General features: G+C 59.2%; 17 protein-coding genes, 1 tRNA gene and 1 pseudogene. 14 read left to right on the plus strand and 5 right to left on the minus strand.

What is annotated here, in order from left to right:
* The first annotated feature begins 99 nt into the window (after positions 1-99).
* The 4 genes and pseudogenes from def (at position 100) to JCM15831_RS17650 (ending at position 3,157) form a co-directional block, all read left to right on the plus strand.
* Positions 100-630: a peptide deformylase gene (gene def, locus JCM15831_RS08320; RefSeq protein ID WP_025823935.1), complete on the plus strand. Its 531-nt coding sequence runs from the start codon at positions 100-102 to the stop codon at positions 628-630.
* A 3-nt stretch (positions 631-633) separates the two neighbouring features.
* Entirely contained in the window at positions 634-1,113 is a 480-nt protein-coding gene (locus JCM15831_RS08325; RefSeq protein WP_025823936.1) for a MarR family winged helix-turn-helix transcriptional regulator, read from the plus strand.
* On the plus strand, positions 1,113-1,802 hold the full coding sequence (locus JCM15831_RS08330) for a response regulator (protein WP_025823937.1): 690 nt from the start codon (positions 1,113-1,115) through the stop codon (positions 1,800-1,802). The genes JCM15831_RS08325 and JCM15831_RS08330 overlap by 1 nt, the downstream gene beginning before the upstream one ends.
* A 27-nt stretch (positions 1,803-1,829) precedes the next feature.
* Positions 1,830-3,157: pseudogene (locus JCM15831_RS17650) on the plus strand (ATP-binding protein).
* Between the two features lie 78 nt (positions 3,158-3,235).
* Here JCM15831_RS17650 and JCM15831_RS08340 read toward each other — a convergent pair.
* The gene (locus tag JCM15831_RS08340; protein ID WP_025823938.1) at positions 3,236-3,808 is read right to left on the minus strand and encodes an outer membrane protein assembly factor BamE; all 573 of its coding nucleotides are present in this window, start codon (positions 3,806-3,808) and stop codon (positions 3,236-3,238) included.
* A 186-nt stretch (positions 3,809-3,994) separates the two neighbouring features.
* Between JCM15831_RS08340 and JCM15831_RS08345 the strand changes: the two genes are divergently transcribed.
* The 7 genes from JCM15831_RS08345 (at position 3,995) to JCM15831_RS08375 (ending at position 8,481) form a co-directional block, all read left to right on the plus strand.
* On the plus strand, positions 3,995-4,585 hold the full coding sequence (locus JCM15831_RS08345) for a DUF177 domain-containing protein (RefSeq protein WP_025823939.1): 591 nt from the start codon (positions 3,995-3,997) through the stop codon (positions 4,583-4,585).
* A 142-nt stretch (positions 4,586-4,727) separates the two neighbouring features.
* A complete protein-coding gene (rpmF, locus tag JCM15831_RS08350; RefSeq protein ID WP_023977526.1) occupies positions 4,728-4,931 on the plus strand; it encodes a 50S ribosomal protein L32 in 204 nt (67 codons plus the stop codon).
* Between the two features lie 65 nt (positions 4,932-4,996).
* Positions 4,997-6,091: a phosphate acyltransferase PlsX gene (gene plsX, locus JCM15831_RS08355; RefSeq protein ID WP_025823940.1), complete on the plus strand. Its 1,095-nt coding sequence runs from the start codon at positions 4,997-4,999 to the stop codon at positions 6,089-6,091.
* A gap of 67 nt (positions 6,092-6,158) precedes the next feature.
* Complete coding sequence (locus tag JCM15831_RS08360) at positions 6,159-7,112, plus strand: beta-ketoacyl-ACP synthase III (protein ID WP_025823941.1); 954 nt, start codon at positions 6,159-6,161, stop codon at positions 7,110-7,112.
* Positions 7,113-7,178: 66 nt separating this feature from the next.
* Positions 7,179-7,502, plus strand: coding sequence for an integration host factor subunit alpha (locus JCM15831_RS08365; protein WP_025823942.1), 324 nt, complete (start codon positions 7,179-7,181; stop codon positions 7,500-7,502).
* Between the two features lie 52 nt (positions 7,503-7,554).
* Positions 7,555-8,325: a MerR family transcriptional regulator gene (locus JCM15831_RS22630; protein ID WP_025823943.1), complete on the plus strand. Its 771-nt coding sequence runs from the start codon at positions 7,555-7,557 to the stop codon at positions 8,323-8,325.
* Positions 8,326-8,407: 82 nt separating this feature from the next.
* Positions 8,408-8,481: transfer RNA gene (locus JCM15831_RS08375), tRNA-Pro, on the plus strand.
* A 207-nt stretch (positions 8,482-8,688) separates the two neighbouring features.
* On the opposite strand, the gene JCM15831_RS08380 is transcribed toward JCM15831_RS08375, so the two are convergent.
* From JCM15831_RS08380 to JCM15831_RS21475, 4 genes are all read right to left on the minus strand, one after another.
* Positions 8,689-9,858, minus strand: coding sequence for an AI-2E family transporter (locus tag JCM15831_RS08380; RefSeq protein ID WP_025823944.1), 1,170 nt, complete (start codon positions 9,856-9,858; stop codon positions 8,689-8,691).
* 187 nt (positions 9,859-10,045) lie between these two features.
* The gene (locus tag JCM15831_RS08385) at positions 10,046-10,480 is read right to left on the minus strand and encodes a DUF3574 domain-containing protein (protein WP_025823945.1); all 435 of its coding nucleotides are present in this window, start codon (positions 10,478-10,480) and stop codon (positions 10,046-10,048) included.
* A complete protein-coding gene (locus JCM15831_RS21470; RefSeq protein ID WP_156938798.1) occupies positions 10,477-10,755 on the minus strand; it encodes an NUDIX hydrolase in 279 nt (92 codons plus the stop codon). The genes JCM15831_RS08385 and JCM15831_RS21470 overlap by 4 nt, the downstream gene beginning before the upstream one ends.
* Positions 10,756-10,814: 59 nt before the next feature.
* Entirely contained in the window at positions 10,815-11,297 is a 483-nt protein-coding gene (locus JCM15831_RS21475) for an NUDIX hydrolase (RefSeq protein WP_156938799.1), read from the minus strand.
* An 89-nt stretch (positions 11,298-11,386) separates the two neighbouring features.
* On the opposite strand from JCM15831_RS21475, the gene JCM15831_RS21900 reads away from it, so the two are divergent.
* The 3 genes from JCM15831_RS21900 to JCM15831_RS08400 are packed head-to-tail and all read left to right on the plus strand — an operon-like array spanning position 11,387 to position 13,597.
* Positions 11,387-11,779 carry a 6TM ABC transporter family protein gene (locus JCM15831_RS21900; RefSeq protein ID WP_198024278.1) on the plus strand — a complete coding sequence of 131 codons (393 nt, stop codon included), beginning with the start codon at positions 11,387-11,389 and terminating at the stop codon, positions 11,777-11,779.
* Positions 11,680-13,269 carry an ATP-binding cassette domain-containing protein gene (locus tag JCM15831_RS17665; RefSeq protein ID WP_051528403.1) on the plus strand — a complete coding sequence of 530 codons (1,590 nt, stop codon included), beginning with the start codon at positions 11,680-11,682 and terminating at the stop codon, positions 13,267-13,269. The genes JCM15831_RS21900 and JCM15831_RS17665 overlap by 100 nt, the downstream gene beginning before the upstream one ends.
* Complete coding sequence (locus tag JCM15831_RS08400; RefSeq protein ID WP_232228064.1) at positions 13,253-13,597, plus strand: hypothetical protein; 345 nt, start codon at positions 13,253-13,255, stop codon at positions 13,595-13,597. The genes JCM15831_RS17665 and JCM15831_RS08400 overlap by 17 nt, the downstream gene beginning before the upstream one ends.
* The last annotated feature ends 73 nt before the right edge of the window (positions 13,598-13,670 follow it).

Here is a 13,670-nt window from a genome sequence, read left to right on the forward strand (position 1 = left end):
GGACACAAACGGTTTGAGCAGTATCGCCCGAAATTTATTCATGTCACGATGTGGTTTAACAAGGAAACCCTTAGAGCCTGTTGGGGACTGAAGACAGAAATGGCGTTGCTCAAGATTGCCCGAATGGGGCATCCGGTTTTGATACAGGAAGCGCAACCAGTTGAAAACGTTCACTCTTTAGCCATCAGACAGCTCGTTTCCGACATGATCGAGACAATGCTCGATTCACGAGGCGCCGGACTGGCTGCCCCTCAGGTTTATAAATCCCTGCGTCTGTTTGTTTACCACGTTCCCGAGCTTCGTTGTGCCGAGGGAGAGTCGCCGATTCCGCCTCGCGTGCTCATCAACCCGGAGATTACCCCGATCGGTGACGACAGGATGCTCTGCACTGAAGGCTGTCTTTCTTTGCCTTTATTGCGCGGTGTTGTGCCGCGTCATGCGGCCGTCGCCTATCGGGGGCTCGATCTGGATGGCACGGTCATCAGCGGTGAGGCGCGTGGCTTTCATGCCAACGTGCTGCAGCATGAGTTCGATCATCTGAATGGCGTTCTCTACACCATGCGGATCGAGGATTTTGCCAGTTTCGGGTTCGCCGACGAGCTGGCCACACCGCGCGAAAGCGAGGGCTGAACCATGTCAGGGCTGCGTGCGCCACGAGACGCGCCCGGTCAGGCGCATCTCTATCTCCGTGAAGAACAGATCCGGCTGACCTATGAGGCGATGCTGCTGGCCTGGCGTGAACTTGGCGCAACCTGCGATCTGCTTCAGCGAGAGAATCAGCTTGGCTCGGCCCATCATCGCGTCCTGTTCCTTGTCTCCACCCATCAGGGTCTAACGATGAGCGCCCTGCTGCGTCGGCTTAATATAACCAAGCAGAGCCTCAACCGTGTCCTTCAGGAACTCCTGACGCGTGGTCTTCTCGAACAGCGCTCCGATGAGCGCGATAAAAGGGTCAAGCGGCTGCATCTGACACCTCAGGGAAGTGCGATCGAGGAGGAAATCTTCATCGCCTTGCGCGACCGCATGACTCTTGCCTACCGGGCTGCCGGAGGGCAGGCGGTTGAAGGATTCCGTCGTGTTCTGGCGACTTTGCAGGGGGAGGGTAGCATCTGATGGCTCAGTCACATGTTCTGGTTGTCGATGACGACGCACGTCTGCTGCGCTTGTTGCAGCGGTTTCTGAGTGAGAACGGGTTTCGGATCACCACGGCGATGGATGCTGAAGCCGCGCGGAAAATTCTCGCAGTGACCCATCCTGATGCGGTGGTGGCCGATATCACCATGCCGGGCGAGGACGGGCTGAGTCTTACGCGTTGGATGAGAGAGCAGGGCCATGTCTGGCCAATCATTCTCCTGACGGCGCGTGGCGAGCCTGCTGACCGCATCATAGGGCTGGAAGCGGGCGCGGACGATTATCTGGGCAAGCCATTCGAGCCGCGCGAGTTGCTGCTCCGTCTTCAGGCGCATTTGCGGCGTAACGTGCCGCGCCCTTCCGGAGCGCCGAGGCTGCTTCGACTGGGCAAGCTGGAATTCGACACAGGGCGTGGCCTGTTGAGCGGTCCGGAAGGAGTCGTGCATCTGACCAGCGGTGAGGCTGCCTTACTCGGCGTGTTGACGCGGGCACCGGGCGAAATCCTGTCGCGCGAGGCGATTGCTGAGTCTCTGGGCATGGATGAAATCGGAGAGCGTGCGGTCGATGTGCAGGTGACACGACTGCGCCGCCGGATCGAGCCCGATCAGAAGGAACCGCGCTTTCTGCAGACGGTCAGGGGCAAGGGTTACGTTCTGAAGCCCGGGAGCTGATACCAGGCCATGCAGCCGGCTCGTATGATGGAGCGTATTCTTCGGCGGTTATTGCCTCGGTCGTTTCAGGGCCGGTCTTTGCTGATCGTGCTGATGCCGCTTCTGATCACCCAGATCGTGGCGCTTCAGCTGTTCTACGGCAATTACCTCAATGTCGTTTCGCGTCGTCTGGCGGATAGCGTGGTGTCGGATCTCGCTTTGACCGTCGATCTGATCGAGCGTCGCCCTGCCAGTGAGGCCTGGGTCCTGGGCCGGGCACAGCTCCGCACGCAGCTCGTGATCAAATTTCATCCCGGTGAAAAGCTGACCACCCGAAGCGCGCCTTTCGTGCTGGGACCGATGGATGAAGACCTGACAGATGCCGTCAAGCGCGTCTTCGGTGCGCCTTGTCATATCGACTGGCAGGCGACCCGCCAAAGCGTACGGCTCGAGATACAGGTCAGTGACGGCGTGCTTGACGTGATCGTCCCTCGCAAGCGTCTAGATGTCGGGCCCATCTGGCTCTTCGTCGCGTGGGAGGGGGGGAGTGCCATCCTGCTCTTCATCATAGCGGGGCTGTTTGTCGGCCGTCAGGTCCGGGCTGTCAGGCGTCTGGCCAAGGCGGCCGAGAATTTCGGGCTGGGCCGGGATGACGGACCGATTCATCCGCAAGGCGCTCTCGAGATTCGAAAGGCCGCTCTTGCCTTCAATCGCATGCAGGCGCGCGTCAATCGCTTCGTGACCCAGCGTACTGCCGTTCTGGCTGGGGTCTCGCATGATTTGCGGACGCCTCTCACCCGGTTGCGGCTTACCCTCGCCATGATGCCGCAGGAGGCAGTGTCGAAGCTCAGGAGCTGCGCCCCGATATCGACGATATGGTGGCCGACATTGCCGAGATGGAGCGTCTGATTGGCAGCTATCTCTCCTTTGCCCGGGGGGAGGGAGAAGAGGATCCTGTGCCGACGGATCTTCTGGCTCTGATCAAGGATGTGGCGGCTGCGACGATTCGAGCCGGAGGCGAGGTACTTGCGATTCATGCGGAGCACAGTCTGATCGTGCCGATACGACCCGATGCGATGCGGCGCGTACTGATCAATCTGGCGGAGAATGCACGTCGCCATGGGGGGCGGATGAGTTTTTCCCTGCGGGAGGTGGGGCGTACCATCGAGATCACGCTCGATGACGATGGCCCTGGTATCGCTGAGTCCCGACGCAAGGACGTGTTCCGGGCTTTCAGCAGTACGTCGGGACCTGATGGTGGAAGCGGTCTTGGTCTGACGATCGCGCGGGACATCGTTGCAGCGCATGGCGGAAGCGTTGTGCTGCGCAACAGCCCGCTTGGTGGGTTGCGGGTCTTGCTGAAACTGCCCCGTTAAGCCCGTCAGATCGCGCATTAAAAAACCCGGCTGGAAGAAGCTTCCGGCCGGGCTCAGAAAAGTCTCTGGTCTGGGCGATCAGGGGATCGAGTTGCCTGTGCCCCCATGGCCTGTGCCAACGCCAGCACCGAGCGGCCCCTGAGTGCCGCCAAAGGTGCTGCCCATGCCGCTCATCGGGTTGTAGCGGCCGACATTGCCCAGCAGCTGTTGCAGGACATTGACCTTGGTGCCCGGGGTCGGGGTGGTCTCGCCGACCATGCCGACATTGTAGCCATTCTTGCGGTGCAGCGTGTCCATGCGACGCAGGACGCCGGTCGTGTCAAAAGCGAGAACCAGAACATTCTGCTTGGTGACGCGCGGGAAGCCGAGCGGCTGAGGCACGGTCACCATGGAGATATAAATCCAGGTGTTGTCATCGAACGTCGCGTGGCTGGTCGGTGAGCCGAGGATATCGGTCACGTCGTTACGCGTGCTGGTGCCCGGCACGAGCTGGGCGTAATCGTCTTTTTCGATCAGCGAGCCGCGGTTTTGCGGAATCGGGCTGAAAACCGAGCAGCCCGCCAGCGCAAGCGGAGCGATGCAGAGCAGGGCGCGCGCAAAACCCGCATGCGATTTCTGCCGCGGGGAGGTCTTTTGAGAGGCGCTCTTCATGGCCGGTTATATCGTCCTGCACTGATCGAATAAAAATCGAGAGATCGTCCTGCCGCGAAGGAAACATCATTCCGTCGGCGTCGCAAGTCGATCAAGCTCTTCTATATTGCGGAGAGCAACGGTAAGGCAATTCGGAAAAGAAAGCCCGCCTGCGGGTTTTTCACAGCAAGTGTCAGGAAAACAGCCATGAGCGACAGTCAGGGGCACCCCCAAATACCCTCTTCCCAGCCCGAATTCTCGCGTCGCCTGACGCTTAGCCGGATCGGCCATGACGGTCTGACCGAGACGATCAAGGCCAACGAGACCGAAGGTAAGGCTCTTGCCGAGCGCCTGAATATCCCGGCTCTCCATGCTTTGAACTGCCGCTTTCGGATTATTCCCGAGGCTGCGGACCATTTTGTTCTAGAAGGTGTTCTGACGGCGCATGTGGCGCTGGAATGCGTCATTACCGGAGAGATATTCGAGGATGCCCTGAACGAATCCTTCGCCGTGCGTCTCGTGCCGGCAAGGCGCTTTTCAGAGGAGAGTGCCTCGGATCTCGAGGCGATCGATGAGATTCCCTATGAGGGCAATGCGCTCGATCTGGGTGAGATTGCGACCGAACAGCTGGCCCTTCTTTTGCCTGCTTATCCGCGCAAGCCCGGTGCTGCCCTCGAAAATGCGGTTGACGAAGCCCCTCGTGAGACGGCAGAGGAGGCTGCAGATGAAGCAGGCAGCCGACCGAACCCGTTCGGCGCCCTGGCCGGTCTGTCTCTGCCCAAAAAAAGACAGATCTGAGCTAGAGACGCACAGGATACTTGCGACCCGGCTTCGGGTCTGCTAGAGCCGCCCGCCTGATCGTAGTGAACAGTATCGTCTCCTGTGGTGGCCGAATGGCGGCCGGGCGCAGGGACGATCTAAGAAGAAAGAGGCTCCTGCCATGGCCGTCCCCAAAAGAAAGACCACGCCGTCCCGCATGGGCATGCGTCGCAGCCACCACGCCCTGACCGTTCAGGCTCACGCCGAATGCAGCAATTGCGGCGAGCTGAAGCGCCCGCATCACGTCTGCGCGCATTGCGGTCATTATGACGGTCGTGAAGTCGTTGCTTCCGGCAAGACGCTGAAGACAACCGTTCGCGTTTGAGGCTTGATGGAGTCAGCCCCTGATGGCTGGCTCCTCTTGTTTTGAGATGAGACGCGAGGCGGAGCATGACTGACCTGAATATGACGGCCAGCCGAGCTGCGCCTTATTGTCTGGCCATCGATGCGATGGGGGGCGATCAGGCTCCCGAAATCGTTCTGGCTGGCCTGGACCGTGCCGCTGATCGCCATCCGGCAGCAAAAATTCTGCTCGTCGGAGACGAGGCCCTTCTGAGGCCCCAGCTTGCGCGTTTCCCCAAGGCGCAACGGATCTGCGATATCCGGCACGCGCCGACCTCTATCTCCATGGAAATGAAGCCAACTGCTGCCTTGCGGTTGCGTGATTCGTCCTTGCGTATGGCAATCGATGCTGTCGCATCCGGCGAAGCTGGCGGTGTTGTCTCTGCTGGAAACAGCGGTGCGATGCTGGCTTTGGCCAAGATCGTTCTCAAAACCCTGCCGGGGATCACCCGTCCTGCGATGGCCGCCGTTAATCCGTCGGCTCGTGGCGACGTGGTCATGCTGGATCTGGGCGCCAATATTGCCTGCGATACGCGAAATCTCGTTGAATTTGCCGTGATGGGCGAGGCTTTCGCCAAGGCGGTTCTCGGTCTGCCTGCCCCGACCATCGGGCTGCTGAATGTCGGCGCCGAAGAGCTCAAGGGTGACGAACGCCTCCGTGGAGCCGCCGATATTCTGCGCGCGTCTCCGCTTTCGTCCCAGTTTCATGGCTTCGTTGAAGGCCATGACATCACGGCAGGGACGACAGATGTCGTCGTGACAGATGGGTTCTCGGGCAATATCGCGCTCAAGACGGGTGAGGGCGCACTCAAGCTCGTCTCCCAGCTTTTGCAACGTGTGTTCAAAACCAGTCTGCTGACCCGTATCGGCTATCTGCTTGTACGTCCCGGCCTTGAGCGGATGAAAGAGTGGATCGATCCGCGTCGCTATAACGGTGCGGTATTTGTCGGTCTGAATGGAATCGTGGTGAAATCCCATGGCGGTGCGGACGCAGAAGGCTTTGCGGCGGCAGTCGACGTCGCCATGGATGCCGTAACGCACGCAATCAACGAAAAAATTCGCGATCGCCTTCGCCAGGTCGAGGCGCAGATGGCGTCTTCCGAGGCCGAGAGCGCGCTTGCGTCTTCCTCTACCGCGGCCTGACTGGCGGAGTGAGGGATAGGCTGGTAAGGGCTCTGGCCTTTCAGGCTTTAGTTCAAGAGGAAAAAACATGTCCCTGCGCGCGCGCCTGACCGGATTTGGTAGCTATCTGCCGAAGCGGGTCGTCACAAATGCCGAGCTCGCCGAGCGCATCGAGACCTCTGACGAGTGGATCAGGACCCGCACCGGGATCGCCCAGCGTCACATCGCTGGTGACGATGAGACAGCGGTAAGCATGGCCGTCGAGTCGGCGCGGGCTGCCCTCGATTATGCAAAAATTTCTGCCGATGCTGTCGATGCCGTGATTGTCGCGACAGCTACGCCAGATCAGGGATTCCCGGCGACGGCCGTAAGGGTTCAGGCGGCTCTGGGCATGAGCGGTGGGTTCGCCTTCGATCTCACGGCGGCCTGTTCCGGATTTGTCTTTGCGCTTTCGACAGCCGAGGCGTTCATCCGCAGCGGTCAGGCCAAGAAAGCTCTTGTGATCGGCACCGAGGTCTATTCCCGTATCGTTGATTGGGAGGACCGGACAACATGCGTTCTCTTCGGTGATGGCGCCGGCGCGGTCCTGCTCGAAGCCAGCGAAGAGGGCGATTCAGGGATCCTGTCGACCCATCTGCACAGTGATGGCGCGTTCGGCGATCTTCTGTTTGTCGACGGGCCAAGCACAGAAAAGCCGGTTTTGCATATGCAGGGGCGCGACGTTTTTCGTCACGCAGTTGCCAAGCTTTCCTCGGTGGTTGACGAGGCTCTGGCGGCCAATGGCTTGGCTGGCGAGGATATCGCCTGGCTGGTGCCGCATCAGGCAAATCTTCGTATTATAGAGGGGATGGCTAAGAAACTTGATCTGCCGCTCGATCGCGTGGTGGTCACTGTTGACCGGCATGCCAATACGTCAGCGGCGTCCATACCGCTTGCTCTCGACGAGGCCGTACGGGACGGCCGGATCAAGCCGGGCGATCTGGTTCTTCTTGAAGCACTGGGTGGTGGTCTGACTTGGGGGTCGGCGCTTCTTCGTCTCTAGTCGCGAACGAGAATACGGCCTTACTGATTTAATTGATTTCCTTTGCTGTCATGATACGGTGATTTCATGACAACTGTGACCCGCGCGCATATCGCAGAGCAAATCTACAGTCAGGTTGGACTGTCCCGGCACGAATCCGCTGATCTGCTTGAGACAGTTCTCGAGCTGATTGCATTGCGGCTCGAAAAAGGCGAAACGGTCAAGCTGAGCGGATTTGGAACCTTTTCCGTCCGCCAGAAGGGCCGTCGGGTCGGCCGCAACCCCAAAACCGGTATCGAAGTGCCGATTCTTCCGCGTTCTGTGCTCGTCTTTCGGCCCAGCCAGATTCTCAGGGCCGAAGTAAACGGCGAATCGATCGAAGGCTTAGCCAGCGAAAGCGATGATGCATGACAACGACGCACTCCTCCCCTGAATTGCTCAGGCGTCGGAGGAACGGACTGATATGGAGCGTCTGGCCAAAGGGCCGAATGCCTACCGGACGATTAGTGAAGTTGCCGATGAGCTGCACGTGCCACAGCATGTCCTGCGTTTTTGGGAAACGCGATTTCCGGAGGTCAAGCCTCTTAAACGCGGGGGTGGTCGGCGCTATTACAGCCCCGAAGACATCCACACACTGCGGCATATCACCGATCTGCTTTACGTGCAGGGTTACACCATCAAGGGCGTCCAGCGTGTTCTGAAGGAGCAGTCTGGCACGGTTGGTGTCCCGCCTTCGCCGCAGAGCGAAGCGACAGCTGTGCCGTCCCGAAGCGAGGAGACCAGATCGGTGGCCCCGCAGGAGCGGCCCTCGCTCGATATTCCGGAGTTTCCCGCTTCCCAGAAAGAAGCTGTTACCGAAGGCGAAGCGGAAACTCTGTCTCCTGATCAGGTGATCGCGCCGCATTCTGCTGAGACCAGCTCAGTGCCTGACTCCTATGAGGCCCGGACAGAGCACGACGACGTTCCCCACGCTGAGCAAGGGCTTGCCGACACCGGTGAGGAAACGACAGCACTGACTGGCGATGCCGTCGTTTCGGAAGCGACGCAGAATCGTGAGTTGGAGAAGTCGGATGGAAACGAGTCGACGATTGCTGCCGTTCTTTTTGATGAGCTTGTCGATCTACGGGCCCGTCGTGACAAATGGGTCAAGGAACGTCAGGCACTTCGTCTGGCTCTTGAGGACGTGCTGGGAGAGCTCGACAATCTGCGCAGCATGATGCCGAAAGCGGGCTGATAGTCGAGGAATAAAAAAACCTTACTTCAGCCGCTTGCAGCGAAGCCCCCTCACTGCTAAATGGCCTCTACCGCAGGACTGACGGGCAGTAGCGCAGCCTGGTAGCGCATCAGTCTGGGGGACTGGGGGTCGTGGGTTCGAATCCCGCCTGCCCGATATCTTCGTCCTGCGGTTCGTTCTCTTTTTGAGAGCAGGAAATACAAGCCCGCTTCGGTGTAAACCGTAGCGGGTTTTCTTTTGCGTCTTAACCCCCGACTTTTCCGGTTACGCCTAAGATTCGGCTCGTAAAATCTGCCCGTTCATAAAAAAAGCCCCCGAGAAGGGGGGCTGTCCAGCAACGATCGGCCAGTGATTTACGGGGTGCTAGTGCGTCTCTTCCTTCAATACCTGCTCGGAATCCGAGCTCCAGATGCGCCACAGAAGATGCACTGCGGCCATGATCGCTGGACCGAGGAAGAGGCCGAGCAGCCCCCAGGTTTCGACCCCTCCGAGAATGCCAAGAAGAACCCAGAGGAAGGGCATCTGGGTGCTTCCTCCGATAAGGGCGGGACGAATGAAGTGATCGGCGACGAAGATGACGATCGCCCCAAGCACGACAACGACGATTGCAGAAATCATCTTGCCCTGAATTAGGATAAGTAGAGCGGCCAGCATGACCGTCGGTAAGCCCAGAAAGGGGATCATGGCCGCGACACCCGTCATCAGAGCCAGAAGCAGCGGCTGAGGCGTATCGGTGAGCACATAGGCAACGCCCATCACCAGACCCTCACCCAGTCCAACCAGAACCAGCCCTGCGACGGTGCCATGAACCGACGAAATCATCTGGCGGGCTAGAGATTCGCCGCGCTTGCCGAAGGTCCGGTTCGAAACGACAAGAACTCGGTGGATGAGGTCTTCACCGTCTCTCAGAAGGAAGAACAGCGTCAGGATCGAGAACAGGAACAAGGTGGCTCGTTTGGCGACCTGGGTCGTGACCTGACGGGTCATGGCCATGCCATGTCCGGCATCGAACGAATGAAACAGGTGGTTCAGACGTTCCGGATTGACCAGATTGCTCTGCCACCAATGGGCCACCTGAACACGCATGAAAGGCAGGTCGTTCAGCCATTCGGGCATGGGGATGCCTGTATGGCGTACTTCATCGATCCAGTGCAGGGCGCTCTGGGCTTCTTCAGCCGCCTTGAACCCGACCAGGCTCAGGGGAATGAGGAAGATCAGCGCAATTGCCGCCGTAAACAGCATGGGCACCCACTCCGTGCGCCCGAACCGCTTTTCGGTGCGCTGGTAAAGTGGCCATGAAGCAATCGCGAACACGCAGCCCCAGAGCAGGGCAGGGAGGAAATTCTTGAGCGTGAACAAGGCGAGCGCGATGAAAAAGAAGCCCAGCAATCCACGAGAGCGGCGTTGAGCCCGCCCGATCGGTGAGCTAATCAGCGCACCGTCTTCGGGAAGGTCCTGTTCTGTATCCCGCCCCTGACCCATCGCCTTTGTTCTGGCCGAGCTCTGTTGAGACGTGGGAGTCTGGTCGTTCATCGTTTTCCTCGGGCAGTTGCTCGACGCGGATCCGGCGGCGTGATGGCCGTTGCCGTACCGGTCATCACGTTACACGAACGCTGCCTTTCTTGTGTTGAAACCTGGTTAGCTCAGGGTCGCAACGGTTATCTCTTGCAAGTTGCGGCGGTGCGTCAACCTTATAACCTCATCGGTAATAGGGTCCCTGCTAGAAAGACGCGCAACCTTCCTGAATGAACGCAGCGACCGAGTTCTGGTTGAAGCGCTTTTTATACGTTTCCCGAATGGTATTGAGTGCCGGAATTAGCGCGGAGGAATTTGGAATAATCAACCAGATCAGCCGAGAATTCTCTCGAATGATCGGAGCCTTGCGGGTGTCCTGCCATTGACCCTGAGCCTTGATGACCGAAAATCCGGCGGGGAAGCGTGGGGTGACAGTGTCGGCCAGAAAATCGCGCCACTGTGCCTCCGAAACGCTGCCCCCTCCCGGGAGCGAGAGCCCGAAAGCAAGAGTGACGCTACGTGCGGCATAGCCGATCGATCCCGCGCAGGATGCCGAGCCCGCAGGGGGAGCCGGGTTGATGGTGCAGCCGGCAAGGCCAAGCAGGAGAAGGGACGTTGCCAGACGAGCGCGTTTCGTCATTGTCCGAGTGCCTGACGGAGCTCAGCGGTTTCCTGAGGTGAGAAGAGCCCGCGGCGCAAGAAGAGGTCGATCAGGACGAGATTGACGTTGAACTTGATGTCGTCGGTGTCACGGACGATCTCGAATACACGCTCCAACGGCATGAGCTCGAAGAAAGCGACCTCTCCATCGACGGGTTGGGGGGTGAAGCTGCGGGGGAGTACGAGATCGTAGCAGAACAGGGTGTCCTGTCGCAGGCCTTCCGGGCGCTCCATCGCGTAGCGTAATGTCGCCACGGGGCTGGCCTGCGCAGCGAGGGCGGGGGGGATGGCAGCTTCTTCCCCGGCTTCCTTGATCAGGCTTCCATCGGGCTGAGCCCGGTACAGATTCCGCCCGCGGCCAGATGATCGAGTTTGCCCGGATCAAGCCGCTTGTTCTGGGCGCGATGCCCCATCCAGAGAGAAAACCCGTCTGGCGTTTCCACAAGGCCATTCAGATGCACGCCAGCGGCGGTGCAGCCCAGCAGCGGCAAAGCTCCCCGGTCAATCCTGCCGATCACCCGATTATCCGTATCGAAGACGTCAAAGAGCTCGTCATGAGGACGAAAAAGGCCGAGCGCTGCTAGTTTTTCTCCCAGCGGCTGCAGAGCCGAGCCGTCAGGCAGATGAAATTCGCCGCCGTGCGCATAGCCGAATGCCGTCATGGCGTCGAAAACACGCGGATCCGCAAGGCCGAAAGAGCGGTTACCTGCCGTAATCCGACGGCGTGCACCGGGCACGATCGCAGTGTTGCAGCGCCTTATGTGAGCGAGGAACGGGTCGAGGCTGTCGTGAAGCATGAAAAGCGTTACTCTTCTATCAGATAGGCGACGATATCGCGTATCTCTGTGCGATTGCAAAACGCCTTCATACGCCTCACCTTGAGTGCATGACCCTCCCACGAAAACTGCCTTTTGCCCTGACCAGTCTGATACGGGCGTGGCGACTGGTCCTGTCTCACGACATCCGCTTCTTTCGTCTCGGAATAGGCGTCACGCTTTTTCTGCTGGTCGCCGAACGGCTTTGCCTTTTGGGGACGCCGTTTCTCTTCAGCCGGCTTGTGGCGCATTTTTCGTCTGTCGATGCGCGTCTGACCCTCCCTGTTGCTCTAATTATTTCTTATGCCGGGCTGATTTTTCTCAGGAGCGCGTTCTCTGCCTTGCAGGAACTCGTCTATCAGCCGTGGGCCAGCGGGTGCAGGCGCTCACCGCGCAGGAAGCTTTTCGCCATCTGCTCGATCTACCCTATCGCTTTCATCGGGACAGGCAGACAGGCTCGTTGACCCGAGCCATCGAACGCGGGTCAGAGGCAGCCGACACCTTGTTGCGGCTGGCTTTGTTCAACATCCTGCCTGCGATCCTCGATACCGGGCTGACAATTGCGGTTGTGTTTTCGTTTCTCGGGGGACGCTATGCCTGTGTCCTTCTGATTGCGTTGCTGCTTTATGTTGCTCTGGCACAATGGTTCGTCCGTCAACGGGTGAGGGCCCGCCGTCAGCGCAATGAGGCCAATGGCAGGGCACAGCATTTCCTGCTCGACTCCCTTCTGAATTTCGAGGCAGTGCGGCATTTCGCCAACGAACCCCATGAGTTCGGACGCTACGAGAAGGCGCGTCTGGAGCAGGAAAAGGCAAGCCTGCGGATGACTTTGGTGGCAGGGCTGTCTTCGGTCAGCCAGAACGCCATGATTGCTCTTGCGACGCTGACGATTTTTCTCATGGCAGCGCGCGATCTTGCTGCGGGTGCGCTCGATGTGGCGGCTTTCGTTTTGATCGGGACGTATTTGCGAACCCTGTATCAGGCCATCGTCTCGCTCAACATCGTTTATGCGGGCTGGCGCAACGCCTGTGTCGATCTGGAGCATCTGACCGATCTCATGGAAGAAGCCCCTCGGAGCATCGTGCCTGTCTCAGGCGTCGAGACCGGGCAAGGAGAGGGGGATCGTGCTCTGGAGGAGGCACGACCCGCTTCTCTGGCCTTTGATTCCGTGCGTTTCGATTATGACGGGCGCGAGATCCTTCACGGTCTCTCCTTCAGCGCCTCTCCGGGTGAAACGATCGCCCTGGTCGGGCCGACAGGGGCCGGTAAATCGACCATTGCCCGTCTTATTCTGGGGGCTTACGCGCCCGGCGCTGGGCGCGTCCTTCTGGATGGTCGGGATGTGTCTTCGATCCCTCCAGCCGAGTTGCATCGTATCATCGGCGTGGTGCCGCAGGAGACGCAGCTCTTCAATGACACGATCGGTTATAACATTGCCTATGGTCATCTTGAGGCGTGTCACGAGGAAATCGTGGCAGCGGCTAGGATCGCCCAGATCCATGATTTCATCGACGGGCTGGAGCAGGGCTATGACACGCTGGTCGGTGAGCGTGGGCTGAAGCTCTCGGGAGGCGAGCGTCAGCGCATTGCTCTTGCGCGAATCATACTGCGCAAACCGCGGCTTCTCCTGCTCGACGAGGCGACCAGTGCGCTCGACACGGGAACGGAGCAGCGCTTGATGGACGCGCTGCGTCGCGTCACGGAACGGCAGACAACGATTGCAATTGCCCATCGGCTGTCGACCATCCGTCACGCGACCCGCATCCTTGTGATCGAAGGCGGAAAAATCGTTGAGCAGGGCGCGCATGACGCGCTCATGGACCTTCAGGGCCATTATTTCGCGATGGTTACCAATCAATCTGGTTCGGTATCTGGTTTTCCCGATGAGGTGGCCCTACGTGTTGAGCCTGGACATTCAGTCAGGAAAGGAAAACTCCATGACAGAGCAGGCTGAGGCACTCGCCCGCGACTTTCATCCGGACAAGGCGATGGAGGAAGAAATCCGCGAACAGGCCGCCAACGAGCTTTCAGACGCGCCGGATGCCATGGAGATCCCTGAGGAGCTGCGTCAATGCGGCGTGGTGATCGACAAGGCGATCGGCTATCTCGTCGAGCAGAATCTTCCTGTCGAGCTGATCGCTTCTGCTCTTCTGGGTGGATCGCTCGGTGTACTGGCACGCACGACGGATGCCGACACGATGATCCGTATGCTTCAGACGGCAATCGACAGTATCAAAGCGGGCGAACTGATCTGTACAGATGGGCTTTCCGACGGAGAATGACCGTCTTGCGACGCTTTCGGCTTGACGAGAGCGGGGGGGTCCGTCATAAGCCGCGCCTTAACGCGTCGTCGTA

The organism is Asaia astilbis JCM 15831 (genome assembly GCF_000613845.1).
GTDB classification, from domain to species: Bacteria; Pseudomonadota; Alphaproteobacteria; order Acetobacterales; family Acetobacteraceae; genus Asaia; species Asaia astilbis.